Origin of the sequence: Actinomadura sediminis (assembly GCF_042675525.1) — a bacterium.
GTDB lineage: Bacteria > Actinomycetota > Actinomycetes > Streptosporangiales > Streptosporangiaceae > Spirillospora > Spirillospora sediminis.
Map to the genome: position 1 here is coordinate 36,734 of NZ_JBHTJA010000025.1, position 26,284 is coordinate 63,017.

General features: G+C 72.3%; 27 protein-coding genes and 1 tRNA gene. 8 read left to right on the forward strand and 20 right to left on the reverse strand.

Features of this window, described 5'->3' with window-relative positions; translation table 11 throughout:
• Nucleotides 1-32: 32 nt before the first annotated feature.
• Entirely contained in the window at nucleotides 33-1,646 is a 1,614-nt protein-coding gene (locus ACFQ11_RS15300) for an MFS transporter (RefSeq protein WP_378298976.1), read from the forward strand.
• Between the two features lie 32 nt (nucleotides 1,647-1,678).
• Here ACFQ11_RS15300 and ACFQ11_RS15305 read toward each other — a convergent pair whose 3' ends face one another.
• Genes ACFQ11_RS15305 through ACFQ11_RS15315 form a run of 3 tightly spaced genes read right to left on the reverse strand, consistent with a single transcriptional unit; the run spans nucleotide 1,679 to nucleotide 2,818 of the window.
• Nucleotides 1,679-1,792, reverse strand: coding sequence for a DUF397 domain-containing protein (locus ACFQ11_RS15305; RefSeq protein WP_378298977.1), 114 nt, complete (start codon nucleotides 1,790-1,792; stop codon nucleotides 1,679-1,681).
• Nucleotides 1,793-1,841: 49 nt separating this feature from the next.
• Complete coding sequence (locus tag ACFQ11_RS15310) at nucleotides 1,842-2,024, reverse strand: DUF397 domain-containing protein (RefSeq protein WP_378298978.1); 183 nt, start codon at nucleotides 2,022-2,024, stop codon at nucleotides 1,842-1,844.
• The gene (locus ACFQ11_RS15315) at nucleotides 2,015-2,818 is read right to left on the reverse strand and encodes a helix-turn-helix domain-containing protein (protein ID WP_378298979.1); all 804 of its coding nucleotides are present in this window, start codon (nucleotides 2,816-2,818) and stop codon (nucleotides 2,015-2,017) included. The genes ACFQ11_RS15310 and ACFQ11_RS15315 overlap by 10 nt, the downstream gene beginning before the upstream one ends.
• 158 nt (nucleotides 2,819-2,976) lie before the next feature.
• Between ACFQ11_RS15315 and ACFQ11_RS15320 the strand changes: the two genes are divergently transcribed.
• Nucleotides 2,977-3,372 (forward strand): ATP-binding protein, encoded by a 396-nt coding sequence (locus tag ACFQ11_RS15320; protein WP_378298980.1) that lies wholly within the window; start codon nucleotides 2,977-2,979, stop codon nucleotides 3,370-3,372.
• 137 nt (nucleotides 3,373-3,509) lie between these two features.
• Here the strand turns inward: ACFQ11_RS15320 and ACFQ11_RS15325 are convergent, their stop codons facing one another.
• Nucleotides 3,510-3,917: a helix-turn-helix domain-containing protein gene (locus ACFQ11_RS15325; protein WP_378298981.1), complete on the reverse strand. Its 408-nt coding sequence runs from the start codon at nucleotides 3,915-3,917 to the stop codon at nucleotides 3,510-3,512.
• Nucleotides 3,918-3,983: 66 nt separating this feature from the next.
• Between ACFQ11_RS15325 and ACFQ11_RS15330 the strand changes: the two genes are divergently transcribed.
• Nucleotides 3,984-4,790: a class I SAM-dependent methyltransferase gene (locus tag ACFQ11_RS15330; RefSeq protein ID WP_378298982.1), complete on the forward strand. Its 807-nt coding sequence runs from the start codon at nucleotides 3,984-3,986 to the stop codon at nucleotides 4,788-4,790.
• Between the two features lie 49 nt (nucleotides 4,791-4,839).
• On the opposite strand, the gene ACFQ11_RS15335 is transcribed toward ACFQ11_RS15330, so the two are convergent.
• Entirely contained in the window at nucleotides 4,840-5,424 is a 585-nt protein-coding gene (locus ACFQ11_RS15335) for a hypothetical protein (RefSeq protein WP_378298983.1), read from the reverse strand.
• 454 nt (nucleotides 5,425-5,878) lie between these two features.
• Here ACFQ11_RS15335 and ACFQ11_RS15340 point away from each other — a divergent pair, with 454 nt between their 5' ends.
• Together ACFQ11_RS15340 and ACFQ11_RS15345 are read left to right on the forward strand one after the other, a co-directional pair.
• Nucleotides 5,879-6,886 carry a DUF5753 domain-containing protein gene (locus tag ACFQ11_RS15340; protein WP_378298984.1) on the forward strand — a complete coding sequence of 336 codons (1,008 nt, stop codon included), beginning with the start codon at nucleotides 5,879-5,881 and terminating at the stop codon, nucleotides 6,884-6,886.
• 83 nt (nucleotides 6,887-6,969) lie between these two features.
• Entirely contained in the window at nucleotides 6,970-7,800 is an 831-nt protein-coding gene (locus ACFQ11_RS15345) for an SAM-dependent methyltransferase (RefSeq protein ID WP_378298985.1), read from the forward strand.
• Nucleotides 7,801-7,994: 194 nt separating this feature from the next.
• Here ACFQ11_RS15345 and ACFQ11_RS15350 read toward each other — a convergent pair.
• Nucleotides 7,995-8,067: transfer RNA gene (locus ACFQ11_RS15350), tRNA-Asn, on the reverse strand.
• 149 nt (nucleotides 8,068-8,216) lie between these two features.
• Between ACFQ11_RS15350 and ACFQ11_RS15355 the strand changes: the two genes are divergently transcribed.
• Complete coding sequence (locus tag ACFQ11_RS15355) at nucleotides 8,217-8,486, forward strand: YtxH domain-containing protein (protein ID WP_378298986.1); 270 nt, start codon at nucleotides 8,217-8,219, stop codon at nucleotides 8,484-8,486.
• On the opposite strand, the gene ACFQ11_RS15360 is transcribed toward ACFQ11_RS15355, so the two are convergent.
• The 10 genes from ACFQ11_RS15360 to ACFQ11_RS15405 form a co-directional block, all read right to left on the reverse strand.
• The gene (locus tag ACFQ11_RS15360) at nucleotides 8,483-8,971 is read right to left on the reverse strand and encodes a hypothetical protein (RefSeq protein WP_378298987.1); all 489 of its coding nucleotides are present in this window, start codon (nucleotides 8,969-8,971) and stop codon (nucleotides 8,483-8,485) included. The genes ACFQ11_RS15355 and ACFQ11_RS15360 overlap by 4 nt on opposite strands.
• A gap of 17 nt (nucleotides 8,972-8,988) precedes the next feature.
• Nucleotides 8,989-10,296, reverse strand: coding sequence for an amylo-alpha-1,6-glucosidase (locus ACFQ11_RS15365; protein WP_378298988.1), 1,308 nt, complete (start codon nucleotides 10,294-10,296; stop codon nucleotides 8,989-8,991).
• Between the two features lie 107 nt (nucleotides 10,297-10,403).
• Nucleotides 10,404-11,210, reverse strand: a complete 807-nt coding sequence (locus ACFQ11_RS15370; RefSeq protein ID WP_378298989.1) for an HAD family hydrolase — start codon at nucleotides 11,208-11,210, stop codon at nucleotides 10,404-10,406.
• A complete protein-coding gene (locus ACFQ11_RS15375; RefSeq protein WP_378298990.1) occupies nucleotides 11,207-12,319 on the reverse strand; it encodes a cysteine protease StiP family protein in 1,113 nt (370 codons plus the stop codon). The genes ACFQ11_RS15370 and ACFQ11_RS15375 overlap by 4 nt, the downstream gene beginning before the upstream one ends.
• Entirely contained in the window at nucleotides 12,316-13,710 is a 1,395-nt protein-coding gene (locus ACFQ11_RS15380) for a phosphoribosyltransferase family protein (protein ID WP_378298991.1), read from the reverse strand. The genes ACFQ11_RS15375 and ACFQ11_RS15380 overlap by 4 nt, the downstream gene beginning before the upstream one ends.
• A gap of 25 nt (nucleotides 13,711-13,735) precedes the next feature.
• Nucleotides 13,736-14,953 carry an HpcH/HpaI aldolase/citrate lyase family protein gene (locus ACFQ11_RS15385; protein ID WP_378299013.1) on the reverse strand — a complete coding sequence of 406 codons (1,218 nt, stop codon included), beginning with the start codon at nucleotides 14,951-14,953 and terminating at the stop codon, nucleotides 13,736-13,738.
• Between the two features lie 25 nt (nucleotides 14,954-14,978).
• A complete protein-coding gene (locus tag ACFQ11_RS15390) occupies nucleotides 14,979-15,557 on the reverse strand; it encodes a TerD family protein (protein ID WP_378298992.1) in 579 nt (192 codons plus the stop codon).
• Between the two features lie 76 nt (nucleotides 15,558-15,633).
• Nucleotides 15,634-16,752 carry a DUF475 domain-containing protein gene (locus tag ACFQ11_RS15395; protein WP_378298993.1) on the reverse strand — a complete coding sequence of 373 codons (1,119 nt, stop codon included), beginning with the start codon at nucleotides 16,750-16,752 and terminating at the stop codon, nucleotides 15,634-15,636.
• An 80-nt stretch (nucleotides 16,753-16,832) separates the two neighbouring features.
• Nucleotides 16,833-17,411, reverse strand: a complete 579-nt coding sequence (locus ACFQ11_RS15400) for a TerD family protein (RefSeq protein WP_378298994.1) — start codon at nucleotides 17,409-17,411, stop codon at nucleotides 16,833-16,835.
• Between the two features lie 57 nt (nucleotides 17,412-17,468).
• Nucleotides 17,469-18,044 (reverse strand): TerD family protein, encoded by a 576-nt coding sequence (locus tag ACFQ11_RS15405; RefSeq protein WP_378298995.1) that lies wholly within the window; start codon nucleotides 18,042-18,044, stop codon nucleotides 17,469-17,471.
• A 164-nt stretch (nucleotides 18,045-18,208) separates the two neighbouring features.
• On the opposite strand from ACFQ11_RS15405, the gene ACFQ11_RS15410 reads away from it, so the two are divergent.
• Complete coding sequence (locus ACFQ11_RS15410; protein ID WP_378298996.1) at nucleotides 18,209-19,450, forward strand: molecular chaperone DnaJ; 1,242 nt, start codon at nucleotides 18,209-18,211, stop codon at nucleotides 19,448-19,450.
• A gap of 17 nt (nucleotides 19,451-19,467) precedes the next feature.
• Here ACFQ11_RS15410 and ACFQ11_RS15415 read toward each other — a convergent pair whose 3' ends face one another.
• The 3 genes from ACFQ11_RS15415 to dnaG form a co-directional block, all read right to left on the reverse strand.
• Nucleotides 19,468-19,935 (reverse strand): YbjQ family protein, encoded by a 468-nt coding sequence (locus tag ACFQ11_RS15415; protein ID WP_378298997.1) that lies wholly within the window; start codon nucleotides 19,933-19,935, stop codon nucleotides 19,468-19,470.
• Between the two features lie 157 nt (nucleotides 19,936-20,092).
• Nucleotides 20,093-21,238, reverse strand: a complete 1,146-nt coding sequence (gene rpoD, locus ACFQ11_RS15420) for an RNA polymerase sigma factor RpoD (RefSeq protein ID WP_378299014.1) — start codon at nucleotides 21,236-21,238, stop codon at nucleotides 20,093-20,095.
• Between the two features lie 71 nt (nucleotides 21,239-21,309).
• Nucleotides 21,310-23,298, reverse strand: coding sequence for a DNA primase (gene dnaG, locus ACFQ11_RS15425; RefSeq protein WP_378298998.1), 1,989 nt, complete (start codon nucleotides 23,296-23,298; stop codon nucleotides 21,310-21,312).
• 265 nt (nucleotides 23,299-23,563) lie between these two features.
• On the opposite strand from dnaG, the gene ACFQ11_RS15430 reads away from it, so the two are divergent.
• Nucleotides 23,564-24,841: an ABC transporter ATP-binding protein gene (locus tag ACFQ11_RS15430; RefSeq protein WP_378298999.1), complete on the forward strand. Its 1,278-nt coding sequence runs from the start codon at nucleotides 23,564-23,566 to the stop codon at nucleotides 24,839-24,841.
• Here the strand turns inward: ACFQ11_RS15430 and pdxR are convergent.
• Nucleotides 24,822-26,228, reverse strand: coding sequence for a MocR-like pyridoxine biosynthesis transcription factor PdxR (gene pdxR / locus ACFQ11_RS15435; protein ID WP_378299000.1), 1,407 nt, complete (start codon nucleotides 26,226-26,228; stop codon nucleotides 24,822-24,824). The two genes, ACFQ11_RS15430 and pdxR, sit on opposite strands and share 20 nt — an antisense overlap.
• Nucleotides 26,229-26,284: the final 56 nt, after the last annotated feature.

Below are 26,284 nucleotides of genomic sequence, written 5' to 3' on the forward strand. Positions count from 1 at the left end.
GGGGCGCCGGCAGACGCAACGGTGGAGGACGCATGCGCAGATGGCGCGGCAACCCGTGGGCGGTACTCCTCACGCTCAGCCTCGGGTTCTTCATGACGCTGCTGGATCTGACGGCCGTCAACGTCGCGATCCCCAGCTTGATGAACGACCTGGACGCCTCGCTGGACGAGGTCCTCTGGGTCGTCAACGTCTACATCCTGATCCTCGCCGCACTGCTGATCACGTGCGGCCGCCTGGGCGACGTGTTCGGCCCCCGCACCATGTTCCTCGCCGGCGTCGCGCTGTTCACCGCGGCGTCCCTCCTCTGTGCCGTGGCGCGGGACCCGGCCCAGCTCATCGCCGCCCGCGCACTCCAGGGCCTCGGCGCGGCCGCGCTGGCGCCGCAGACGATGACGATCATCATCGGAACGTTCCCGGCCGAACGGCGCGGGGCGGCCCTCGGCGTCTGGGGCGCCGTCGCGGGCGTCGCCACGATCGCCGGTCCCGTCCTCGGCGGGTTCCTGGTCAGCGCGGACGGCTGGCGCTGGATCTTCCTCGTCAACCTGCCGATCGGCGCGCTCGTCCTCGCGCTTGCGGCCGCGCTCGTCCCGGACGTCCGGCACGACGCCCGGCACCGCCTGGACGTCCCGGGCGTCGTCCTCGCCACCGCGACGCTGGCCTGCCTCACCTTCGCGCTCACCGAGGGCGAACGCTACGAGTGGAACGCATGGATCTGGACCCTTCTGGCCGCGTCCGTCCTCCTCCTGGCGGCGTTCCTCCTCCACCAGCGCACCCGCCAGCACCGCGAACCGCTCCTGCCCTTCGCGCTCTTCCGCGACCGCGACTACGCGGTCATGGGGTTCGTGTCCGCGACCGTCCAGGTGGGGATGCTCGGCCTGTTCCTGCCGGTGATGATCTACCTGCAGTCGGTGCTGCACTTCAGCGCGCTCCAAGCCGGACTGGTGATGGCGCCCGCGATGATCCTGTCGGCCGTCCTGTCACCCCTCGCGGGCCGCACGGCGGACCGCCTCGGCGGCAAGTACGTCCTCATGACCGGCCTGGCCCTGTTCGCGATCGGCATGGCGGGCCTCGCCGCACTCGCCGACACCGGCCGCACCTGGTGGGAACTCCAGCCACCCCTGGTCGTCGCCGGAATCGGCATCGGCTGCGTGTTCGGCCCGATGGTCACGGTCGCGATGTTCAACGTGGAGCCCCGGATGGCGGGCGCCGCCTCGGGCGTCCTGAACACGATCCGGCAGACCGGCACGATCCTCGGCAGCGCCGCCGTGGGCGCGCTGCTCCAGAACCGCCTGGCGGCCTCACTCCACACGGAGGCGGCCGAACGGGCCGCGACCCTCCCCCCGGACGTCCGCGCCCGCTTCATCGCCGACTTCGACCACGCGTCCACCGGCCTGGAGATCGGCGCCCGCCCCAGCGCCACACCGCCGCCGGGAACGCCACCGGACCTCGCCGACCACCTGCGGCAAGCGGCGGCGTCCGCGTACGAGCACGGCATCGTCGACGCGATGGTCCCGACCCTCGCCCTGCCCATCGCGGTGATCGCCCTAGGCGCCCTCGCCTGCCTCCTGATCCGCCACCAGGGCACCCGCGCCCCGAGCGCCCCGAAGACGCCCACCACCGAAACCCCGGCACGCACCCACAAGTGACCGTCGAGAGGACGCCCCTAGGGGTGAGAACGTCAACGCTTCAACGTGGCCAGCAGCGCCAGGAAGGCATCCCGCCCCAACGTCAGATGCCCCGCCTCCGGCGCCTTGGAGTCACGAACGCCGATACCAACGGCAAGCTGCGCCACACAGCGTCCATCGCGGACCTCCGAGCGTAGTTCGGTCGAACCGGCCGAATCAACGCTTCAATTCGGCCAGCAGTGCCCGGAAGGACTGGCGCTCCAGCGTCAGGTGTCCGGCTTCCGGCGCCTTGGAGTCGCGCACCCCGATGCCTTCGGCGAGATTCGCGACTTCTAGGCAGTTACCGCCGTTATCGGTGCTTCGGGACGACTTGCGCCACTTCGCGTTCTTCACGTCCATCGTTCGGAGACCACCTTACGAATGAGATCGATCGACTGGTCGACGGGAAGCGCCACCGCTCGCATGGATGAGAACGAGGTCGCGAGGCGGGTCACGTCTTCGGCATCACTCATGGTGAGGCCGCGAGCAGCTGAGTCCACGTGGGCGATTTCACTACGGTCGGCCAGTGTGGCGATAGTGAACGACCCCGAGATGCCTCGGTGCTGACGCGACGGGAGGATCTGGATGCTCGTCGTATCCGACTGCATGTCGATCAGGTGGTCCAACTGTTCCCGCATGACGCCCGGGTCGCCTACCTCTCGATAGAGGACGCCACGGTCCAGCAGTAGCGAGAACCGAGGAGGCTGCGCACGGCGCAGGATCTCTTGCCGTCTGAGCCTGGCTTCGACTGCATCCTCATTGCCTTTGAGTAGATTCGCCGCGTACGCCCTAGTCTGCGCCAGGCCGTGCACGACGGCCAACTCGAACGCGTCGAGGGAGATGGCCTCCGCCTCGACCGGCACCCAGTCAAACCAGGTCGGGTAGGCGGATTCCAGGACGAGATCCTCCCAGAGGTCGACGAGCTTCCCACCCGCTCCCAGCAGCTCGTCGGCGAACATGGCGAACTCCCGGGTGCAGCGCGTCCGTCCGCTCTCGACCTGGCTGACGTATTGGGGCGTGACGCCGCGCCCGCCGTTCGCACGCTGGGCGACTCGGTCCTGCCCAAGGTTCTTGGCCTCCCGGTAACGACGGAGTTGCCTGCCGAACGCCAGGAGGGTCGGAGATACGTTTCCGCGCTTCTGTCGAGCGGCCATGTCCGTCCTCTCTCAAGCAGCATAAAAGTACGCCTCAAGCATCCGGGCCGCCTTCGCCTCGACTTCCAAAGGTTCGGCCTGCGGTTAATCACCCACGGTACGCCCGAGGTGACTTACTGATGCCGCCATCCGAACAACGAGGTCGAAAGGTCACGCGCATGTCAGGTACGGCGATCGCGCCCGAGGTCCCCACGCTGGTGCTCGCGGCGGACGAGCGGGCGCCGGGGGCGGCTCGGCGGTTCGTGTCCGGGGTGTTCCGGGAGTTGGGGATCCGCGACGACTTCACGGGGCGGCTCGTGGTCTGCGAGCTCGTCACGAACGCGCTGCGGCACGGCGCGAGCCCGATCGTCGTCCGGGTGTTCCGGGACGAGCGGGACGGGCTCGTCGTCATCGACGTCTGGGACGCCGGGACGGGACGTCCGGTGGTGCGGCCGGAGAACCACGCGGCGACGTCGGGGCGGGGGCTGCCGCTGGTGTCCGCGTTGACGCGTGCGTGGGGCGTCCGGGAACTGAACGGGGGCGCGAAGGCGGTGTGGGCGAAGTGCGACTGCTGACCGGTCCCGTCCGCTTCCTCGTCGTCCGCTACCTGCGGCGGGAGGCGATCGGGCGGATGCACGAGGCGTTCGACCTCGCCGAGCGGGGTGACGCGACGGGCGGGGTCGAGCGGTACTCCTCCGCGAGGTTCCTGTGGCTATGCGTCGAGGCCCTGTCTCCCGGGCAGGGCGTCGTGCAGGATGGCGCGGAAAGTGGGGCATTCGGTGTGGCGGGGCGCGGGGCAGGCGGCGGCGTGGCGCAGGGAGTCGCGCAGGACGGCGAGTTCGGCGATCTTCCGGTCGAGTTCGTCGGCCTTCGCGGCGAGCGTCTCGCGGTCGAGGTCGGGGCGGCCGTCCGGGCCGAACATGCGGGCGATCTCGTCCAGGGAGAAGCCCGCGGCGCGGCCGAGGGCGATGAGGGCGAGCCGTTCCAGCACGGCGGGGTCGAACTGGCGGCGCAGGCCCCGCCGTCCGGTCGAGGCGATCAGCCCTCTGCTCTCGTAGTACCGCAGGGTCGAAGGGGGGACGCCGGCGCGTCGTGACACCTCGGCGATGTCCAGATCCATGTTGACCTCAAGTCGGCTTCAAGTAGCAGAGTGGTGGCAACGGAACGCGGAGTCAAGGAGGCGGACGTGGCGGAAGAGGCGTCGCACTGGAACAAGAACGCCGGGCAGGCGTGGGTCGAGACCCAAGACCTGATGGACGGGATCTTGAAGCCCGTCGAGGAGCTGCTCGTCGAGATGGTGCCGGCCGGGGGCGCGGTGCTCGACGTGGGGTGCGGGACGGGCGCGACGACCGTGGCCGTGGCGCGGCGTTCGGAGTGCACGGGCATCGACATCTCGGAGCCGATGATCGAGGCGGCGCGGGCCCGCGCGGAGCGGGCGGGCGTCGCGGCGCGGTTCGTCCGCGCCGACGCGGAGGACCACGCGTTCGAGCCGGGATCGTTCGACACGGTGATGTCGCGCTTCGGCGTCATGTTCTTCGGCGACCCGGTGCGGGCGTTCGCGAACCTGCGGCGGGCCACGCGGGACGGGGGCGCGCTGCGGCTCGTGGTGTGGCGCGGGCCGGAGGAGAACCCGTTCATGACGACGGCCGAGCGCGCGGCGGCGCCGCTGGTGCCGAACATCCCCGAGCGGCGGCCGGACGCGCCGGGCCAGTTCGCGTTCGCCGACGCGGGCAAGGTCCGCGGCATCCTGGAGGACGGCGGCTGGGGCGACGTCGACATCCGGCCGGTCGACGTGGAGTGCGTCATGCCCGAGAAGGAACTCGTCACGTACATCACGCGGTTCGGGCCGCTGGGCCTGGTGATGGACGAGGTGGACGAGGCGGCGCGCGAGGAGGTCGTCGAGACGGTGCGGGCGGCGTTCGACCCGTACGTCCACGGCGACGAGGTCCGGTTCACCGCGGCCCTGTGGACGATCGCGGCGCGGGCGTCCTGAAACGTGCGACGCCCCGTCCGGACGAGCCGGGCGGGGCGCTCGGCCGGCTCTATGCGGTCCTCCTCGGCTGGAGCAGCGGCGGCATCCAGACGCGGGCGTCGATGCGCATGCCCTTGCTGACGACGCGGAGCCGCTCGTACGCCTCGGGCATGATGAGCCCGCCCTGCCCGGCCGCCTCGTCGAACAGCCGGTCGGGGACGATCAGGCCCGCCTCGGCGTCGGGGTGCGCGGCCAGCAGGTTCTTGAACGCGCGGGCGTCCAGGAGCCGGAACAGCTCCAGCGCGGTGTCGCCGGCCACGCCGTGGGCGTCGCGGACGACGGGCCCGTGGTGGACCGCCAGACGGAGCCGCAAGCGCGCGTTCGGCCCGGCGTAGCGGTTCTCGCGCCGCAGGACGGCGGTCAGATGGTGCGCGAGCGGGTCCAGGAGGACGTTCGGGTCGGTGTCGGACGGGAACACGATGAGCGCCCCGTCGCCGCGGTCCTCCCGGTGGCAGTCGGCCAGCGTCAGCCCGGTGATCTTCAGGGCGTCACCGAGCACCTGGTACATGACCAGGCGCAACCGCCCCCGCAGTCCCGCGTCGCGCGGCCGGGCACCGAAGCCGACGATGTCGACGGCGACCAGAGATGTGCGCATGTGACTCCCCTTCGAGTCGATATGGACGGCCGGTGCTTCGTCGTCGGCCCAGAAATCCTCGAGCTGCCCGCGGGTCAGTTCCGACACCGGTACATGCGGGAGGGCGCGACCGGTTCGGACGGCCCAGGAGCTGAACAGCAGCCGAGCCACATCCCGCCAGCACGCCTCATCGGCGTCGAACACCGGCAAACTGGGCAACACGGACGGACCTCTCTGGCCGACGCATCGAAGATGTGAGGAATCTTGGAGGCATTCGGTCCGGTTCGTACCGACTTCCCGCACATGGAGAAGAAGAGAGAAGAACGATCTTGAAAGCGGGCGGGCCTTCGGGAAAGGGCCTCCACCGGCCCCCAATCAGAATCACGTTCTATGTCAGATGACGCTGTCTGCCCGCCGCGTCACTGGGACACTACGCTCGACCCGGAGCAGTCACCCATGAGAACGAGATTTGTCCTTGGACCCACGACGCGCCGAGATCCTCGCCGAGTTCCGCGGTTTCCTCGAGTCGGCCATCGAGATCGCGAAGGTGAACTTCGCCACCGCCGAACGGTTCTCCCAGCAGCTCACCGGAAGGCCGGGCGCCCACGGAGCGCCCCTGAAGTTCGTCTCGAAGTCGACGCTGCACGCCCACGTGCGCGGCACGCGGCGGCAGAAGCTGCCGATGTGGCCGTGGGTGGTCAACCTGTGGGCGGTTCTCGTCGCGGCGGCCGTCGAGAACAAGGTCGATCCGGCTCCGCTCGGCACGCTGAAAGACTGGCAGGACGTCTACGACAGGACCGAGAGCGGGCTGCGCGGGCTCGGCAAGGAGACCCCCGCGGCGGAGAGCAGGCCGCCGGCACCGCCGCCCGATCCGGACTTCGAGCTGGTGCCGAGCTGGTGGACCTCGTACGCGGACGTCGTGGATCCATCGTTCCGGCGCTACCTGAACCTCGAACCGCTCTGCGGGGACGTCCGCTGCTATGAGAACGTCTACATCCCCGGGCTCCTGCAGACCGAGGAGTACACCGAGGCGGTCGTCCGGCTCCGGCACGGCGACGCGTCCGACGCCGAGGTCCGCCGACGGGTGGAGCTGCGGATGCTGCGCCAGAAGCTCATGCCGTACGGCGGCCGCCGGGTGTGGGCGCTCCTCCACGGAACGGCACTGGCGAACCCGGCCATCGACCCGGCCGTCATGCAACGGCAGTTGCGGCACCTGCTCGACGCGCCTTCCCACATGCCGGTCCAGGTCGTCCCGCTGAACGCCCGTGCCGCCCATCTGGCGAGCGGGCCCATCACGGTTCTGCGCTTCGACCACGGGGGCATACCCGACACCGTCTATCTGGAGCACGACGATGGCGCGCTGTATCCGGCCGACCTCCATATACGTGCGGAATACCTCAAGCGATTCAACAACCTCGCGATCCTCGCGCATCCCCGCCACGTGTCCCGGCACATCATCGAACGGCTGATCAACGCGATGTGAACGGCCGTCACCGGTCTCCTCCACGGGGTTGCCCGCACGGTGGGCACCGCAGAGGATGGGTCTCCCCTCACTTTGGAGAGCACGTGACGAACGGCGACTTCGCCTGGTCCGAGGCCGAAAACGAGCTGTCCGAAATCGACACTTCGGTTCCGCACTCCGCGCGCATCTGGAATTACTGGCTCGGCGGTAAGGACAACTTTCCGGTCGACCAAGCGGCCGGTGACGAGTACGTCCGGACGTTCCCCGGCATTCTCGACATCGCACGGCTGACCCGCGGCTTCCTCAAACGGTCGGTGCGGTTCCTGGCCGGCGAGCGCGGCATCCGCCAGTTCCTCGACGTCGGCACGGGGCTGCCCACCGTCGACAACACCCACGAGGTCGCCCAGCGCGTCGCCCCCGACGCGAGGGTCGTCTACGTCGACAACGACCCGCTGGTGCTCGCGCACGCGCACGCCCTGCTCACCGGCACGTCCGAAGGCGCCACCGACTACGTCGACGCCGACATGCACGCCCCGGAGAGGATCCTGGAGGCGGCTGAGCGGACCCTCGACCTGAGCCGCCCGGTCGGGCTCACGTTCATGGGCGTGCTCGGCCACGTCACCGACGACGACGAGGCGCGGCGCATCGTCGGCGCCCTCATGGACGGCCTCGCCCCCGGCAGCCACCTGGCCGTCTGCGACGGCTACGCCGTCGCCTCCCCCGAGTTCGCCGCCGCGCAGCAGGGCTACGACGAGGGCGGCTCGGTCCCCTACAAGCTCCGCGACGGCGAGCAGATCGCGACGTTCTTCACCGGACTCGAACTTCTCCCGCCGGGCCTGGTGGCCGCGTCCGAGTGGCGTCCCGAGACGGAGCCCGTCGGCGAGCCGCCCCAGGTGCAGCCACTAGGCGGAATCGGAATGAAGCACGCTCGGTAGCGCCACCCCACGACTGACGTGTGACGCCCCGCTCGACGAACCGGGCGGGGCCGCTTCCGAGCCCAAGGCCCACCGAACGAGAAAACCCCCCGACCGAATCGGGGGGTTCCAGGGGGGTCGCCCCCGGGCAAGCACTGCGGACCCCGGCGAAGCCGAAACCCGAAGGGTTCGGCGAGCGGGCACGGCCGCCTCGGCTCCCGCGATTGGACTCGAACCAATAACCTGCCGGTTAACAGCCGGCTGCTCTGCCGATTGAGCTACGCGGGATCGTCTGGCGCGTCGGGGGTTTCGGTCCCCCTCGGCGCGTCTAGGTTAGCGCATCTCGGGGGTGGTTCGCGCACGCGTTATGGGTGGCGGCGTCGATCGTGGGTATGGGCCCGGACATCATCCGCTCTTACCCGGGGGTTGGAACCACCATGAAGCATCGCATGACGTTCATCGCGGGCGCCGCGATCGGCTATGTCCTCGGGACGAAGGCCGGTCAGGAGCGCTACGAGCAGCTCAAGCAGTTCACGCGGCAGCTGCAGGAGAACCCGAACGTGCAGGAGGCCACCGGCATGCTGCGGGCCAAGGGCGAGGAGTTCGCCGGGGCCGCGAAGAGCAAGGCCGGGAACATGCGCAACTCGAAGGAGCACGTGCCGGAGCAGGCCGAGCACCGGGAGCGCCCGACGGTCCACCCCGGCTAGAGGCCCGTCTGGCGCCGCAGGTCCTCGAGGATCTGCTCGGCGCGGGCGCGCAGGCCCGGGTCGTCCGGGTCCATGCCCGCGTCGAACACGAACGTCCAGCGCACGTCGCCGCCGGTGGCCGGGCGGCGCCCGGCGATGCGGACCCCGCCGCCGGGCAGCTCGGCCCGGTGGCTGACGGCGACGGTCGCGGTGACGCGCTCGCGGATCGTCTCCGGGACGGAACCGGGATCGGTGAGCCGCACGTGGTGCGCGGCCCGGGACGTCTCGGTGACGTGCAGCCAGCCGTCCTTCCACGCGGCGGTGTCGATGCGCTCGTAGGGGACGCGGACGAACCCGCCCTCGGGGTTCGGCAGGTGCAGGGCCGTCGTGGTGGCGGCGACGTGCGATCCGCCGCGGGTGGGGGCGTGCGCGAGGACGCGTTCGCCCCGCTCGAGCGGCAGCGCGGCGCGGAGACCGGCGGGCAGGGAGCCCCGGAGAAGACGCATGCCCCGAATGTAGGCGATCAGGCGGCGCGGGGGGCGCGGCGGGCGCCGAGGAGGTCGAGGACGAGCGCGGCCGACCACGAGTGGTCGTGGCCGCCGCGGCCGGAGCCGTCGAACGGGTCGAAGAACTCGCGGAAGCCCGACTGGCGGACGAGCCGGAGCGTCGAGCCGTACAGCAGGTCGGCGACGACGGGGAGCCCGTGCACGAGGGCGCCGTACCAGATCAGCCAGTTCGTGCTGATCCAGGTGGGTCCGCGCCAGTAGCCGGTGCGGTCGAACGAGGGCGACTGGATGTCGCAGGTGGGGACCGGGTACCCGGTGGCCCCGGCGAAACGGGCGGACAGCAGCAGGTCGACGAGGGTTCGGACGATCGGGGCGGGCAGTTCGGGGTCGAGCAGCGGGCCGAACGCGTTGATCGTCACGGTGGGGAGAAGCCGGTCGCCGCGCAGGTCGCGGGCGCGGAAGCAGCCGGTGTCGGCGTCCCAGAGACGGTCGAGGAGGGCGTGGTGGACGCGCGCGGCGCGCTCGCGGTGGGGCGCGGGGTCGGCGCCGACGATATCGGCGAGTTCGGCGAGGGCGTGCGTGGACGCGAGGTAGGCGGCGTTGACGAGGGGGTCCTCGACGGCGAACGGGTGCGTCTCGCGGATGTGGGCCGGGCTGTACGCCGTGTCGCGGAGCAGCGTGACGAGCCGGACGTACCGGTCGTAGTCCTCGCCGGTGGGGAGCGCGCGGGGGGCGCGGTCCGGCGCGAACGCGTCCGGCGGCAGGTCGAGGGCGCCGAGCGGCCGGTCCCAGGCGGGGCTGTTGTCGAGGCCGGACTCCCACGGGTGGCAGATCGCGATGAGGCCGCTTGACTCCAGGTCGCGCACCTGCGCGAGGTAGCGGTGCTGGGCGGCGAGCATCGGGTAGATCCGCGCGGCGAACGCGCGGTCGGGCGCGGCCTGGTGCAGGCGCAGGGCGACGAGGGCGTGCAGCGGCGGCTGGGTGAGGCCGGACGTGCGGACGCCGCGGGGCGCGGCGGGCTGCCGGTCGCTGCGCCACAGTTCGGGGCCGGGGAAGAACGCGCGCCGGTCGAGGTCGGTGTTGAACACGATGTGCGGCAGCATCCCGTCGGCCCACTGGCCGCGGAACAGCGACAGCAGCTCGCGGCGGGCGCGGTCGGGGCGGTGCCGGGCGAGGCCGAGCGCGGCGAACGCCGAGTCCCAGCTCCACTGGTGCGGGTAGAGGCCGGGCGACGCGGCCGTCGCGGCACCGGTCCAGTTGGCGTCCAGCACGCACGCCGCGGCCTGCCACAGCGCGGTCTCGTCTCCGGTCAGCCGGGAGCTCATGTGTTCAGAGCGCCTCCTCACTCACGATTGTGACGCCATATCGGTGCCGCGACGAGCCCTCCGCGGAAGTCGGTTCTCCACGGGGCAGGGGGCGGGCCCGTGATTTTTCACGGTGCGGTGGCGCGCGACAGGAGCCATTCCGCGATCTCCTGCCCCGCGAGGACCCCCGCGGACGCGGTCACGCTCGTGTTCGGGGACGTCCGGCCGGTGTCGTGGAGTTCGCCGTGCGCGGGACGGACGGCGGCGTCGGCGGCGTCGAGGAGTTCGAGGTCGAGGAGGGAGTCGCCGGCGGCGAGCATGGTCGCGGCGCCGGTGCGGCGGGCGACCTCCGCGGCGGCGGCGGCCTTGGTGAGCCCGGACGGCAGGCAGTACACCTTGCGGCCCTGCAGGGACGTGCGCCAGCCGCGGTCGGCGCACCAGCCGGTGAGGTCGTCCACCCAGCCGGCGGGCAGCGCGGCGCGGTCGACGACGGTGTAGGCGAACAGGTCGGAGGCGGTGCGGCGTTTGAGGACGAAGTCACCCGAAACGCCGGTGAGGTGGGCCTGGACCTCGGCGAGCGGCGCGCACTCGCCGGCCACGCGGGACCGGACGGACGCGGCCCAGTCGGGGTCGTCGGCGCCGTCCACGAGGAGGTGCCCGCCGTTCGCGCAGATGGCGTACGCGGGCGGCTTGTCGAGGAGGTGGACGCGCCCGTACTGCTCGGGCGTGCGCGTCGTGGCGGGGACGAACACGGAGGCGGCGGCGAGGGACTCCAGCGTCCGGGCGGCCGTCTCCGTCATGTAGGAGAGCGGCTTCCCCTGGTAGAACTCCACGCACAGGAGGCGCGGCATCGTCTCGTCCGGGCCGTCCAGGGCGAACGCGGCCTGCGAGTAGATGAGCGTGCGGTCCAGGTCGGAGCACACCAGGACGGTCACTGAACGGCCCCCTTGCCGAACTTGGGGTGGATGAAGCCCATGCAGGCGTACGGGAAGGCGTCCGGGGCGACTTCCTCGACGGGGACGCCGCGTTCCCGGGCGAGGAGCCGGATGTGCGTCACTTCCGGGCCGGCGTCGGAGCGGACGAGGATCTTCCAAGGGACGCGCCGCAGGAGGACGCGGGTCGTCTCCCCGATCCCCGGTTTCACGAGGTTGAGGTCGTCGGTGCCCTGCGCGCGCGCCCAGCGCCGTACCGCCTCCCAGCCGGTCCAGTCGGGCGTCCGGTCGGCGGCGCGGAGGCCGGGCAGGTCCTTCGCGACGCGTTCGGCGACGTCGCCGAAGCGTGCGCACACGGTGTCGAGGAAGTGCGCGGAGACGTCGTCGGCGGCGAGATCCGCGTAGAACTTCGCGCCGTGGAAGTCGCCGGGCCCGATCAGGCGGGCGTTCAGGACGGTGCGGCTGACCAGGCCGGACACCGTCGAGTTGAGGCAGGCGGACGGGATGAGGAAGTCGTCGCGGGTGCCGTGCAGCGGCGTGCAGCGCCCGGGATCGGCCAGGACCGCGAGGTCGGGACGGAACGGGGTCCCGCGCAGCGCCGCAGTGAGCTCCCGGGTGATCGCGCCCTTCCCCGTCCACCCGTCGACGAACATGACGCCGGACGGGTCGTGGTGTCCGGTGAGGTACCGCAGGGCGACGGTGTCGATGCCGCGGGCGCGGACGATGCTGATCGCGTAGTGCGGCAGGTCGAGGCCGTGCGCGTACCGCGCCCAGCGCCGCATCAGGATCCCGACGGGGGTCCCGGCGCGGGCGAGGGAGGCGAGGACGGTGTCCGGGCCGCGCTCGGCGAGGACCAGCTCGGTCACCAGGCCCGTCGCGTACGCGATGCGCTCGGCGGAGGCGTCCAGGGCCTCGTGGAAGAGCCGCCGGTACTCGGGGCCCGGCTGGTACTCGACGGGCAGGGACTCGGCGTAGTGGGCGCGGCCCGCCTGGATCGCGGCCTCGCGTTCCTCGGTCGGCGCCTCCAGCGCGGCGTGGGAGAGGTCCTTGAGCAGCCACGTGACGTCCTCGGCGGGGTAGCTGCCGAACTCCGGGCCGTGCAGCGGCTTCACGCTGCCCTCCCGCGGGACGGGACGGTGGCGATCGTCACCGGGGCGAGGGCGCGCAGCCGGGCCGCCGCGCCGCCGGTCAAGAGGCCGGTGTCGCCCGCGTCGTCCACGACGAACACGATCCGGTCGAACCGCGAGGACACGTTGTAGGCGTACCGCTCCCCCGGCCCGTCCGCGGGGTCGTCGTGGGCGGGGAACGCGAGCCGCGTGCGGATGGCGTACCCGGGGTCGTCCACGGCGAGGACGGGCGAGCGCGTCGTGGTCGAGTACCGGACGTCCGCGTCCGGCAGGGCGTCCGCGAGCGTCTCGGCGAGCCGCAGGGGCGCGTACATCAGCTCCTCGAAGCCGAGGACGAGCACCCGGGAGAAGCCGTCGCCGAGAGCGTCCGCGAGCACGTCGGCCATGCGCGGCAGGTCCTTCTCCAAGCGGGCGCGGTGCGGGGGCAGGAACCCGTGGCGCCCGCCGTCGGGGAGGCCGGGCGGCCAGTCGAGCCGCGCGCGCGTCACCGGGAACGCGCCGGCGGCGGGGGCGGCCGCGGGTTCCGGGAGGCTCGCCGCGAGCGCCCGCCCGGCGTCCAGGATGCCGCCGGGCAGGTCGACGCGCCCCGCGGCGAGCGCGACGGCGTCGATGCGGGCGTCCAGGCGGGCGGCGAGCGCGTCCATGCGGGCCCGGTCCGCGTCGCCCCGGAGGTCGACGAGGGCGGCCACGACGTAGCGGCGGCGAGGGCGGACGGCGTGCAGCGCCTCGATCGTGTTCAGGACGGTGCGTCCGGTCGACAGCTCGTCGTCCACCAGGACGACGGGCACGTCGCGGTCGAGGTCGGCGGGGTCGGCGGGGAGCAGCAGGTGGCTCGTCGCGTGGCTGTGCTCCTCCTCGAAGCCGCCGTACGCGGTGAAGCCGGGGACCGGGCGGCGCGTCGAGTGCAGGTAGTAGGCGCCGCCCAAAGCGTCCGCGACGGAATGCCCCAGCGCGGTAGCGGTCTCCGCGTAGCCCAGCACGACCGCGTCCAAAGGTTCTTGGGGCTCACGCAGGACGTCCCGTAGTGCGGCCGCCGCTCCCGGTGCGCCGCCCAGGGCTTCCACGAGGAGCGAGCCCGCACGGGACGGCACGTCCAAGCCGTGCAGGCGCGCGCGCACGAGATCGCCCAGCAGCAGCCCCGCCCCGTACACCAGGCGGGGGTCGGTGGGGACGTGTTTGCCCAACACCGCCGACACCAGCAGGTGGGCGCGGCGCGGGTTCCGGCGGACCGCGAGGCCGACGAGGTCGGACAGGCCGGCGCCGACCGGCCGCGCGCCGTCGGTCAGCCGCACGCCGAGCCGTTCGGCGACCCACGCGCCAGCCCACCTCGTCTCGGCCCACCTCGTCTCGGGCCGCGTCATCTCGCGCCGCGTCATCCCGGGCCGCCTCCCCACGTCCACGTCATCGCACGTCTGCCGCTTCGAGCAGCTCGACGAACGTGACGTCCTCGGCCGCGACGCCGAACACCCGGGCGCGCAGCATCAGCCGCTCGGCCCACGCCCGGTGCGGCTTCGCCTCGTTCATCTTGTTCGCGTAGGCGCTCGCCATCGCCCCGCCCCCGGCGACGCCGAGGATGTCGGCGGCGTCGCAGTACTCCTCGTGCGTGACGACCGACAGCGCGTGGACGGCCGCGACGTGGCTCGGGTGGATCACCGTCTTGCCGGTGAGGCCGTTGGCCTTGTCGAGGTGCACCTCGCGGATCAGCCCGTCCAGGTCGGCGGTGATGAGCCGCTGCCGCAGCGGCGCGGCCCGGTGCTCGTCGAACGGGGTGCGGCGCAGCTGCGGCTTGAACATCCGCTCCCCCGCCGAGAAGTACTCCCACACCGGCCCGGTGATCACGAACCCGGTGCCGTCGGCGCGGCCGAGGACGTTGACGACGTCGCTGATCACGCCCGCGACGGGCCGGATGTCGTAGATGGTCAGGTCCGGCGGGCGACGCAGCCCGTACGCGGCGGACATGTCCGTCGCGCCGAGCCGGACCGCGAGGATCCGGTCGCGGTGCTTGGCGAGGAGCCGCGCGATGTCGTCCAGCATCCCGGCCCGCGTCTCGGCGTACACCGTCTCGGGGTTCTCGATGACCGGCATCGCCAGCAGCCGCAGCCCCGTCCGGGCGGCGGTGTCGGCGAGCGCGTCCAGGAACGCTCCACCGGTGGACACCCCGAACTTCGGCAGCACGAAACCGGTGACCAGCTCGGCGGCGGCGCCGAGCCGGTCGATCAGGTCCCCGATCTGCCGGGGGGTGCGGACGCGGACGAACAGCAGCGGCGCCGCGGAGCCGCGCGCGTGCAGGCCCGCGAACGCGGCGACCAGGTTCGCCTCGCCCCGGACGACGTCGGTGTCGGCGATCGCGTCCTCCAGGCACACGACCATGCTCTTCACGCCGCGCCGCGCGGCCTTCACCATGTCGTCGGCGAGGGACGGCCGGGTGGCCGGGGTGTAGAGCGTCGCGCCGAGCGCGACGGCGAGCACCGCCGGGTCGTCGTGCCGGGTGAACGGCCGCGGATGCCGGTAGAACAGGTGCTTGCGGCGGGCGGCGTCGACATGGTCGAAATGCCGCATCGCCGGCCGCCGCGCGCACGCGTCCGGCGTGGCGGGCCGTTCCGTGCCCGGGTCGTGCATGCCCGTCACTGCCGGATCGGGTCGCTCACAGGTGCGCCGACACGGCGGGCAGCAGGTGCTGGAAGGTCCGCCCGGTCGCGGTCGCGCCGATCGCCGTCATCGACCAGCCGCTCCCGTCCCGGGACACCTTCGCCATGATCTGCGCGTTGTGCCGGCCGCCCTCGCTCAGCTCGTAGCGGGCGATCTCCTGCCCGGTGGCCTCGTCCACCAGCCGGCAGAACGCGTTCGCGATCTGCGAGAAGTCCTGGCCGGTGAACGAGTTCACCGTGAAGACGAGCTGCTGGACGTTGTCGGGGACCCGCTGGAGGTCGACGTTGATGACCTCGTCGTCGCCCTCGCCCTCGCCGGTCAGGTTGTCGCCGGTGTGACGGACGGCGCCGTCCTTGCTCTGCAGCTGGCGGAACCACACCTGGTCGGCGAGGTTCCCCGCGGCGTCGAACAGCAGGCACGACGCGTCCAGGTCGATGGACTGGGCGCGGCTCTTGCCGAACAGGCCCTTCTTCGCGACGGCGTCCCAGCCCAGGCCCATCCGGACGCGGGTGAGGCTGCCGCCCCCGGGCTTGGCCAGCGAGACCTTCTGCCCCTTTTGCAGCGAGATCGACATCGTCGGCTCCTTCGGTGATCGATGCGGGATTCGCGTGGGTCGTCGGACGGGGGGCGGGCAGGGCGGGGGTTCCGGGTCAGACCTTTCCGGCGTGGAGCGGCTTGTCCTCGCCGGAGGCGGCGGCCGGGGTCCCGCCCGATCCCCGGTTGCGCAGGATCGAGCTGATGAACGCGGCGATGATGAGGCCCGCGCCGAGCCCGCCGGTGATCCACTCGGGCACGTGGCCGCCGATGCCGACCAGCATGCAGACGGCGAGGGCGCCGATCGCCCAGTGGGCGCCGTGCTCCAGGTAGACGTAGGTGTGCAGGGTGCCCTTGCGGACGAGGAACACCGTCAGCGACCGGATGTACATGGCGCCGATGCCGAGGCCGAGCGCGATGACGATCGGGTCGGTGCTGATCGCGAACGCGCCGATGACGCCGTCGAAGCTGAACGAGGCGTCCAGCACCTCCAGGTAGAGGAACAGGAAGAAGCCGGCCTTGCCGGTGGCCTTGGCGAGGTCGCTCGGGCCGGACCGCCGGATCGTGACCTCGTCCTCGGGCCCCTCGTCGTCCTCGTCGAGGTCCAGGTCGCTCGCCTCGGAGAACAGCTCGCCGAGCCCGTTGACGAGGATGTAGGTCACCATGCCGAGCACGCCGGCGATCATGACCTCGCCGGGGTCGTCGGCCCAGATCGAGGCGACCAGCGCGAGGGCGCCGGCCGCGATGACGACCGGGAGCTGGTCCAGCCGGCCCATGATGGCGAGCGGCTTCTCCAGCCACGTCAGCCAGTGGATGTCGCGCTCCTCGAACACGAAGTTCAGGAACAGCATCATCAGGAACATGCCGCCGAACGCCGCGATGGTCGGATACGCCGCTTCCATCAGGTGGTGGTACCGCTCGGAGTCGTTCAACGCCAGGTCGAACGCCTCGATCGGCCCCAGCCGGGCGGTGATCCCCACGATGACGAGCGGGAACACCAGCCGCATACCGAACACCGCGATGGCGATGCCGATCGTCAGGAAGATCTTCTGCCAGAAGGGGCTCATCCGGTCGAGCACCTTGGCGTTGACCACGGCGTTGTCGAACGACAGGGAGATCTCGAGGACGGCCAGGACCGCGACGAGCGCGAGCCCCGTGGGCCCGCCGTAGAAGAAGGCGGCCACGAGGCCGGCGGCCGTGACGCCGAAGGACCACCCGAAGGTGCGAAGAATCATACGAGTATTTCTGCTAGTCAGTTGGCCGGGCGGGTCTCGCCCGGCTCACGGGGGCGGCCGGCGGGCGGCCTGCGTCTCGGTCAGCCGACGTTGACTCCGAAGTCCATGGCGATGCCCGCCAGCCCGGAGGCGTACCCCTGGCCGACGGCCCTGAACTTCCACTCATCGTTATGACGGTACAGCTCTCCGAACACCATCGCGGTCTCGGTCGAGGCGTCCTCGGTCAGGTCGAACCGCGCCAGCTCGGCACCGTCGGCACGGTTGACGATCCGGATGAAGGCGTTGCGGACCTGCCCGAAGTTCTGGTGCCGGTTGTCGGCGTCGTAGATCGAGACGGGGAACACGATGCGCTCGCACTCGGGGGGCACCCCGGTGAGGTCGACGTTGACGACCTCGTCGTCGCCCTCGCCCTCACCGGTCAGGTTGTCACCGGTGTGCTCGACCGAGCCGTCCGGGCTCGCCAGGTTGTTGAAGAACACGAAGTGCCGGTCGGACAGCACCTTCCCGGACGCGCCCAGCATCAGCGCGGAGGCGTCCAGGTCGAAGTCGGCGCCGGTGGTGGCCCGGACGTCCCAGCCGAGGCCGACGGCGACCGCCGTGAGATTGGGCGCGGCCTTCGTCAGCGAGACGTTGCCGCCCTTGGCGAGTGAGACACCCATGTTCGGGCCACCCCTTCCGTGCAGACTGATCGGACCCTGCGACGCTCGGACGAGCGATCAGATGTTGACGCCGAAGTCCGACGCGATCCCGGCGAGGCCGGACGCGTAGCCCTGCCCCACGGCGCGGAACTTCCAGTCGTTCCCGGCGCGGTACAGCTCCCCGAAGACCATCGCCGTCTCCATGGAGGCGTCCTCCGAGAGGTCGTACCGGGCGAGCTCGGTGCCGTCGGCCTGGTTCATCACGCGGATGTAGGCGTTGCGGACCTGGCCGAAGTTCTGGCCCCGCGCGTCGCCCTCGTAGATCGACACGGCGAACGCCACCCGCTCGGCGGTGCCGGGCATCGCGCCGAAGTTGACGTTCAGCCGCTCGTCGTCGCCCTCCCCCGCGCCGGTGGTGTTGTCGCCGCTGTGCTCCACCGCGCCGTCCGGCGTGCGGAGGTTGTTGAAGAACACGAAGTGCCCATCGGTGATGATCTTGCCGGACGCGTCCAGCACCAGCGCGGACGCGTCGAGGTCGAAGTCGGTGCCGGTGGTGGTGCGCAGGTCCCAACCCAGGCCGACGGTCACCGCCGTCAGCCCCGGCGCCTGCTTGGTGAGCGAGACGTTGCCGCCCTTGCTGAGACTGACGCCCACGGGTTCCTCCAAGATCGCTGCCGTTACCGGACGCACCACTGTTCGTAGCGGGCGTCCAGGTATATCGACGTAGCAGCGATGCTATCCGTTCCATCCGGGCCTGCGGCATTACCGGAGAGGCGGTCCGCTGCGCGACACTGGGCAGTGGACGAAGGGAGGCGGCGTTGCGGGGCGACCAGCGCAGGCGGGGCCGGGGCGCGCGGGAGGCGGCGGCGGCGATCGAGGCGAGGGAGGCGGCCGCGTCCGCCTTCTACGACATGGACCAGGCGCAGAAGTTCATCGACGGCCGCGTCACCGTCTTCGAGGACCTGGACGCCCGCGCGGCCGAACCGGCGCGGCGCGAGTTCGCGGGCCTGTCGGAGGCCGCGGACGCGGCCTCCCTGGCGTACATCTCCGTCGTCGACGCGCACGACCTGACCGGCCAGGACCGGTCACCGGCGGAGTACGACGCCGCGCGCCGCGCGTTCGCCGGCTGCGAGGAGCGGCTGCGGAAGGTCACGCGGGACCTGAACGGGTTCGCCGAGCGGCTCTCCCCGAAGATGGCGCGGCTGGAGTCGGCCCTCGACCGGCTCCCGCCGAAGCTGGGCGCCGCGCGGGACGCGGTGGCCGCCGCCGAGGCCGCGGTGGCGGCCGCGCGGGAGGCCGGGATGGACGCGTCCGACCCGGCGGCCGAGCTCGACCGGGCCAAGGAGTCCCTCGGCGTCCTGTCGTCGCGCGGCCTCGGCGGGCTGGGGCTGGACGGCGCGCTCCGCAAGGCCGAGGAGATCCACGAGACCGCCGAGCGCGCGCGGGAGGCGGCGGCCGAGCTGCCCAGGCAGGGCGAGAAGGTCCGCAACTCGCTGAACTCCGTGAAGACGCGGGTGGACGTCGTCGCGAACCGGGTCGAGACCGTCCGGGCGGCGATGAAGACGATGCTGCGCAAGTACTCCCAACCTTGCTGGCAGGACCTGCGCGGCGCGCCCGAGGCGATCGAGGCGGGGGTGGAGCGCGCCCGCGAGCGGATGGACGAGGCCGCCGAGCACGCCGCCCGGGGCGAGTGGAAGCAGGCGCAGCGGGCGCTGACCGCCGCCCGCACCGAGCTGAACGCCGCCGACCGCCGTGCGGGCCAGGTCACCGGGCGGGTCGAGCGGCTCGACGAGGTCGCCGCCGATCCGAGCGCGCCCGTCGAGGGCGTCCGGTTCGCCGTCCGGGACGCGCAGCGCCTCGCCGTCGCGCAGCCCGGCGGCGCGGCCCCGCACCACGCGCGCGTCCTGGACGGGCTGGTGGAACGGCTGGAGAAGGCGCCCGAGCGCCTCACCGGCACGCACCCGGACTACTGGGCGTACCTGCGGGAACTGGAGTCGATCAAGACGGCGGCGGGGGACGTCGTCACCCGCATCCGCTCGGAACGCGCCGCCCAGGGCTGAGCGCGGGCGGGCCGGGGTCAGCGCGGACGGTCGTGCAGGCCCATCGTCAGGTTCCGCGCGGCCATCGGGGGGCCGCCGGGGCCGGCGTCCTTGTACGGGGGCACCTGCCCGTGCTGCTGCGCGTGCTGCGGCATCGGCGGCGCCTGGTCGCGGGGCTGCGCGGCGGCGGGCTCGGCCCACACGGCCGTGCCGTAGGCGCAGACCTCGTACGCGCCGCCGCCGATCGGGGCCGTGTCGAACCGCATGCCGACGACCGAGTTGGCGCCCTTGCGGCGGGCCTCCTCGCCGAGCCGGTCCACCGCCTCGCGGCGGGCCGCGGTCAGCCCGGCGGCCGGCCGCTCCCCCGTCACCCGGAACGTGGCGCTGCTCCCGGGCCCGTGCTGCGGCCCGCCGCCCTGTTCGGCCTGGACGGCCGCGCCGAGGACGTCGCCGAGCACGCTGCGGATCTCGTAGCCCGCCAGGCCGTCAGTGGTCACGATCAGCATGGGCACAACGGTAATCGACGGGACGGACGGAATGCGACGTTCGCCCTTACCGGCGCATCGACTCCCGTGACCGGCTCCTGCCATGTCCCGCCATGCCCGCGCCGTGCGCCCGCCGCGGGCGGGCGCGCCCGCCGCGCGCCCGCCCGCGACCGGGACGTCACTCGAGGTACTCCCGCAGCATCTGCGCGCGGGACGGGTGCCGCAGCTTCGCCAGCGTCTTGGACTCGATCTGGCGGATCCGCTCCCGGGTCACGCCGAACTCCCGGCCGACCTCCTCGAGCGTGCGCGGGTGGCCGTCGGTCAGGCCGAAGCGCAGCTGGATGATGCGCTGCTCCCGGTCCGACAGCGTGCCGAGAATGTCCTCCAGCTGGTCCTGCAGCAGGATGAACGCCGCGGCCTCGATCGGGACGACGGCGTCCGCGTCCTCGATGAAGTCGCCGAGGTCGGAGTCCTCCTCCCCGATCGGGGACTGCAGCGAGACCGGCTCCTGGGAGATCCGCTGGATCTCCACGACCCGGACCGGGGACAGCCCCATCTCCAGGCCGATCTCCTCGGGCGTCGGTTCGCGCCCGAGGTCCTGGTGGAGCTGCCGCTGCACGCGGACGAGCTTGTTGATCGTCTCCACCATGTGCACCGGGATCCGGATCGTCCGGGCCTGGTCGGCGATGGCCCGGGTGATCGCCTGGCGGATCCACCACGTGGCGTAGGTGGAGAACTTGAACCCCTTCGTGTAGTCGAATTTCTCGACCGCCCTGATCAGTCCGAGATTTCCCTCCTGGATCAGGTCGAGGAAGAGCATTCCCCGGCCGACGTAGCGTTTGGCGATCGAGACCACCAGCCGCAGGTTGGCCTCGATCAGGCGTTGCTTCGCCCGCCTCCCGTCGCGGGCGAGCAGTTCGAGGTCGACCCGTTCGCCGCGGTCGAGGACGGCGGCGCGCGCCATCTTCTCCTCGGCGAACAGTCCCGCCTCGATCGACTTCGCGAGTTCTACCTCATCTTCTGCCGTGAGCAGCGGTACGCGACCGATCTCTCTCAGATAGATCCGGACCAGGTCGCTCGTCGGCGCCCGCTTGCCGAGGTCTCCCTCATCAACCCGCGCGACGTCCTCGTTCTCCTGCTGGGGCTCGAGGACGTCCACCCCCTGCTCCGCGAGCATCCGGACCACCCGCTCCAGGGAGTCGTCCGGCAAGTCCGAGCGGTCGAGCGCGGCAGCGACGTCGGCGACGGTCACACCGCCGCGCTCTCTGCCACGTGCGACGAGGTCCGCCACCTGATCAACCGATGGCGCCTCGCTAGGCAGCACCGAAGGGCTCACGTGGACAGTTTGCGATAAATGCGGCCTAGATCACAGCACCTATTTTGCAGCCGCTTGACTCACTGCGCTCCAAGACCGCGCTCACGCAACACCCGTCGCTGCTGCTCAAGCGCTACAAGATCGCCGAAGAGCCGGTTGTACTCTTCCGGATTCTCGGCCGGATTCAGCCGCCCGAGTTTAGACTTCGCGTCGGCGATCATGCGGGTGAGCTGGCGTTCCTGGATCCGGGCCAGCAGTTCCGCGGCATAACGGTCGTCCGATTCGGCTGCGGACCGTACCGGCTCGACTCCGAGCATGGTGATCAGGTCCCTGACCTGGTCGTTCGGAGACAGCTCCAGGAGCGCCCCGACCCATTCGGTGACCGCGCCGGCCGCCGTCACCCCGCCCGCCGAACCGATCACCGTGCGGACGGCGGCGTGCTGCGGCGCGATGAACGCCTCGGGCAGGACCTCCTCGTCGAAGCCCGGCCCGAGCAGCGCCGGACGCTGCACGGCCAGTTTGAGCAGCTCGCGCTCCCGCTGCACCTCGGGGTCGTTCGGGTCGACGGCCGGGCCGGCGGGCGCCGCCGGGGCGCCCGGGCCCGCGTTCGGCCCGCCGCTCCGGCCGTGCGCGTCGCGGGCGTTCCCGTTGCGGCCGTTCGCGTCGCCGCCGGGGCCGCCGGGCAGCGGCTCGCCGGGCCGGCCGCCGCCGCGCCCGTTGCCGCCGTTGCCGTGCCGCCGGACGGCCAGCTCGCGGACGCGGCGCAGCACGAACTGCTCGTCCATGATGCCGAGCCAGCGGTCCAGGTTGATCGCGTACATGTGGCGGCGCGACCGGTCCTTGATCGCGGCGACGACCGGGGCGGCGGCGTCCAGCGCGGCGAGCCGGCCCTCGACGGTGTCGAGGTCGTGCCGCTCGATGGCGCTGCGCACCGCGAACTCGAACAGCGGCACCCGGGACGCCACCAGGTCGCGGACGGCCGCGTCGCCGTGCCGGATGCGCAGGTCGCACGGGTCGAGGCCGTCCGGCTGGACGGCCACGAACGTCTGGCTGACGAACTTCTGCTCGTCGTCGAAGGCCCGCAGCGCCGCCTTCTGCCCCGCCGCGTCGCCGTCGAACGTGAAGATCACCTCGCCGCGGAACTCGTCCTGGTCCATCAGGAGGCGGCGCAGCACCTTGATGTGGTCGTCGCCGAACGCGGTGCCGGACGTCGCGATGGCCGTCTCGACGCCCGCGAGGTGGCAGGCCATCACGTCGGTGTAGCCCTCGACCACCACGGCCTGCCGCCGCCGGGCGATCGCCTTCTTCGCGAGGTCGGCCCCGTACAGCACCGACCCCTTGTGGAACAGGGGCGTCTCGGGGGTGTTCAGGTACTTGGGGCCGTCATCGTCGTCGAACAGGCGCCGCGCGCCGAACCCGATGACCTCGCCGCCGAGGTCGCGGATCGGCCACATCAGCCGCCCGCGGAACCGGTCCATCGGCCCGCGCCGCCCCTCCTTGGCGAGGCCGCCCGCGACGACGTCCTTGTCGGCGAAGCCGCGGCCGCGCAGGTGCCGGACGAGGCCCTCCCACTCGCGGGGCGCGAACCCGACGCCGAACCGGGCCGCGTCGGCGGGCTCGAAACCGCGCTCGGACAGGAACCGGCGGGCGATCTCGCCCTCGGGCGCGGCGAGCCGCTCGGCGTAGAACTCGGCGGCGGCCTTGTGCGCCTCCAGCAGCCGGGCGCGCTGCCCGCCGTCCTGGCGGGGGCCGCGCCGCCCGTCGTCCTCGTAGCGGAGCCGGATGCCGGCCTGCGACGCGAGCCGCTCCACCGCCTCGCTGAACGACAGGTGGTCGATCTCCTGGACGAACTTGATGACGTCGCCGCCGGCCTCGCAGCCGAAGCAGTAGTACAGGCCGCGCGAGGGGGTCACGTTGAACGAGGGGGACTTCTCGTCGTGGAAGGGGCACAGGCCCTTCAGGTTGCCGCCGCCGGCGCTGCGGAGCTGCAGGTACTCCCCGATCACGGCGTCGATGGACGAGCGCTCTCGCACGAGCGCGATGTCCTCATTGCGAATACGGCCTGCCACGACGATGGAGTCTACGACCGGGCGGCGACATCCGAGGCATCCCGGCGGGAACGGGCGCCCGCGGCGGCCCCGGCGGAGCGCCCCGTGACGGCCCCCGCGACGGTCCGGCGGCGCGCCGCCGGCGCGTTCACGAATCGCCGCCCCGGCGTCGCTGGCCGGACCCGGCCCGGTTAACCGCCGGTAACCCCCGGGCGGCTATGGACAACCGGGACCGGTGCGCGGTGAGATGGCCAACCGAGATTTTGCCCACTCCCAGGCGGACCCGATGACGGATGTTGTGCTGGACGGCGTCGAGAAGATCTATCCCGGCGGGCACGCCGCCGTCCGGAACGTGCGGCTGCGGATCAACGACGGTGAGCTGTTCGTCCTGCTGGGCCCGTCCGGATGCGGCAAGTCGACGATCCTGCGGATGATCGCGGGCCTGGAGGAGATCACCTCCGGCGACCTGTGGCTGAACGGCTCGGTCGCGAACGAGCTGACGCCCCGCGAACGGAACGTCGCCATGGTGTTCCAGGAGGGCGCGCTGTACCCGCACCGCACCGTCAAGGGGAACATGATGTTCCCGCTGGAGGTGTCGGGCGACGATCGCGCCGAGGCGTCCGCGCGGGTGGTCGAGCTGGCGCGCGCGCTGGGCCTCAACACGATGATCGACCGGCTGCCGGGCACGCTGTCCGGCGGGCAGCGGCAGCGGGCCGCGATCGGCCGGGCGCTGATCCGCGAGCCGTCGCTGTTCCTGATGGACGAGCCGCTGTCGAGCCTCGACGCGGGGCTGCGCACGGAGCTGCGGGTGGAGATCTCCGCGCTGGTGCGCTCCAGCCGCACCACCACGGTCTACGTCACCCACGACCAGGTCGAGGCGATGACGATGGCCGACCGCATGGCCGTCCTTCGCGACGGCGTGCTCGAGGACGTCGGCACGCCCGAGCAGATCTACGAGGACCCGGCGACCGTGTTCGTCGCGGCGTTCCTCAGCTCGCCGCCGATCAACCTGCTGCAGGCGACGCTGTGGGCGGTCGAGGGCGAGGGGCTGCAGCTCGATTTCGGCTCGCAGCGGCTGCTGCTGCCGTGGGACGACCCGCGCGCGTCCTGGCTGATCAGCCAGCACGGCCGGCCGGTGATCGTGGGCGTCCGCCCGGACACGCTCACGCCGATCGCGCCCGGCGCGCCCGCCCGGCCGGGCACGGTCCTGTCGGGGCGGGTCCGCTCGCTGGAGTTCCACGGGCACGAGTGGCTCGCGTACGCCGGTGCGGGGATCCCGGTCGTGGACGCGAACCGGGTGGGCCGTCCGGCCCGCGCCGGATACACCGAGCCGGAGCGGCCGGGGCTCCGCGACCGGATGCGGACGCTGCTGGGCCGTCCCGCCGTGGACGCCGCGCCGCCGGAGGAGGAGCACGCGGGCCACCACCGCCGCTCCGACCTCGTCTTCCGGATCGGGCCGGGCGAACGGCCGAACCCCGGCGACCACGTGGCGCTCACCGTCGCGTTCGACCGGATGCTGATCTTCGACGCGGCCGGGAAGCGCGTCACGCCCGTGCGGCGATGATCCGTTCCAGCCGCGCGAGGGCCGCGCCGATCGCGGCCTCGCCGGCGGCGCCGTAGCCGAGCACGAGCCCCGGCGCCGCGGGCCCGGTGACGGCGAACTCCGACAGCGCGAACAGCCCGATCCCGGCGTCGAGCGCGCAGCGGGCGAGCGCGGCGTCGTCCGTCCCGGCGGGCAGCGGCGCGCTCAGGTGCAGCCCCGCCTCGGCCGGGACGGGCCGCGACCAGCGGGCCGCCAGCTCGGCCACCCGCTCGTGCCGGGCCTGGTAGACGCGCCGCGAGCGGCGGACGTGCCGGGCGAGCAGGCCCTCGTCGATGAACCGGGCGAGCGCGGCCTGCGCGGGCAGCTCGGCGTGCCAGCTTGACGTGTACCGGGCCAGCCGGAGCGCGCGGTGCAGCGACGGCGGCGCCACGAGGAACCCCAGCCGCAGCACCGGCCGCATGACCTTGGAGAACGTGCCGGTGTAGAGCACGCGGCCGTCCTCGTCGATGCTCTGCAGCGGCTCGATCGGGCGCCCGCCGTACCGGAACTCGGTGTCGTAGTCGTCCTCGACGTTCACCGCGTCACGGCGCCGCGCCCACTCCAGCAGCGCGCGGCGGCGGGGCAGCGACATGGGCATGCCCAGCGGGAACTGGTGCGACGGCGTGACGTAGACGGCGCGCGCGCCGCCGGGCAGCTCGTCCACCCGCAGCCCCTCCGCGTCCACGGGCACGCCGACGACCCGCATGCCGGCGGCGCGCAGCAGCGTCACGACCGGCGGGTATCCGGGGTCCTCGACGGCCACGACGTCGCCGGGCTCCAGCAGGACCCGGACGATCAGGTCGACCGCCTGCTGCGTGCCCGAGGTGACGAGGACGTCCGCCGGACCGGCCCGCACCGAGCGGGAGACGCCGACGTGCCGCGCGATCGCCTCCCGCAGGTCCGCGAGCCCGGCCGGATCACCGGCCGACGCGGCGTCCCGCAGCCCGGACGGGCGCAGCACGCCCGCGGTGATCCGCCGCCACGCGTCGAACGGGAACAGCCGCACGTCCGGGACTCCGGCGCGGAGGTCCCAGCGGACGCCCGGCATGGGGCGCGGCCAGACCGACAGCTCGTCCCAGATCCGGCGCGGGCGCAGCGGTGACGCGGCGGGGGCGCCGCGCGGCGCCGCGGCCGCCTCCTGGACGAACGTGCCCGCGCCCACGCGGCTCCGGAGGAACCCCTCGGCGGCGAGGCGGTCGTAGGCGACGGCGACGGTGTTGCGGGAGACGGCGAGGCGCCGCGCCAGCTCCCGCGTCGGCGGCACCGGCTCGGCGGCCCGCAGCCTGCCGTCCAGGATCGCGTCCCGCAGTTGCCGGTAGATCTGCCCGGACAGGTTCTTCCGGCCGACCAGGCTCACGTGGAGGTCCACCGCACGACGGTAGATCGGCCCAGTCGTTCAGTGCAATTTTGGCCCTGTCATCGGGC

What these genes read in the sequence shown, in the direction of transcription:
- ACFQ11_RS15300 (WP_378298976.1), top strand. Translation starts at nt 33, where the DNA reads ATGCGCAGATGGCGCGGCAACCCGTGGGCGGTACTCCTCACGCTCAGC.
- ACFQ11_RS15310 (WP_378298978.1), bottom strand. Translation starts at nt 2,024, where the DNA reads ATGGACGTGAAGAACGCGAAGTGGCGCAAGTCGTCCCGAAGCACCGAT.
- ACFQ11_RS15315 (WP_378298979.1), bottom strand. Translation starts at nt 2,818, where the DNA reads ATGGCCGCTCGACAGAAGCGCGGAAACGTATCTCCGACCCTCCTGGCG.
- ACFQ11_RS15320 (WP_378298980.1), top strand. Translation starts at nt 2,977, where the DNA reads ATGTCAGGTACGGCGATCGCGCCCGAGGTCCCCACGCTGGTGCTCGCG.
- ACFQ11_RS15325 (WP_378298981.1), bottom strand. Translation starts at nt 3,917, where the DNA reads ATGGATCTGGACATCGCCGAGGTGTCACGACGCGCCGGCGTCCCCCCT.
- ACFQ11_RS15335 (WP_378298983.1), bottom strand. Translation starts at nt 5,424, where the DNA reads ATGCGCACATCTCTGGTCGCCGTCGACATCGTCGGCTTCGGTGCCCGG.
- ACFQ11_RS15355 (WP_378298986.1), top strand. Translation starts at nt 8,217, where the DNA reads ATGAAGCATCGCATGACGTTCATCGCGGGCGCCGCGATCGGCTATGTC.
- ACFQ11_RS15360 (WP_378298987.1), bottom strand. Translation starts at nt 8,971, where the DNA reads ATGCGTCTTCTCCGGGGCTCCCTGCCCGCCGGTCTCCGCGCCGCGCTG.
- ACFQ11_RS15365 (WP_378298988.1), bottom strand. Translation starts at nt 10,296, where the DNA reads ATGAGCTCCCGGCTGACCGGAGACGAGACCGCGCTGTGGCAGGCCGCG.
- ACFQ11_RS15380 (WP_378298991.1), bottom strand. Translation starts at nt 13,710, where the DNA reads ATGACGCGGCGCGAGATGACGCGGCCCGAGACGAGGTGGGCCGAGACG.
- ACFQ11_RS15385 (WP_378299013.1), bottom strand. Translation starts at nt 14,953, where the DNA reads ATGCACGACCCGGGCACGGAACGGCCCGCCACGCCGGACGCGTGCGCG.
- ACFQ11_RS15390 (WP_378298992.1), bottom strand. Translation starts at nt 15,557, where the DNA reads ATGTCGATCTCGCTGCAAAAGGGGCAGAAGGTCTCGCTGGCCAAGCCC.
- ACFQ11_RS15395 (WP_378298993.1), bottom strand. Translation starts at nt 16,752, where the DNA reads ATGATTCTTCGCACCTTCGGGTGGTCCTTCGGCGTCACGGCCGCCGGC.
- ACFQ11_RS15400 (WP_378298994.1), bottom strand. Translation starts at nt 17,411, where the DNA reads ATGGGTGTCTCACTCGCCAAGGGCGGCAACGTCTCGCTGACGAAGGCC.
- ACFQ11_RS15415 (WP_378298997.1), bottom strand. Translation starts at nt 19,935, where the DNA reads ATGCTGATCGTGACCACTGACGGCCTGGCGGGCTACGAGATCCGCAGC.
- ACFQ11_RS15430 (WP_378298999.1), top strand. Translation starts at nt 23,564, where the DNA reads ATGACGGATGTTGTGCTGGACGGCGTCGAGAAGATCTATCCCGGCGGG.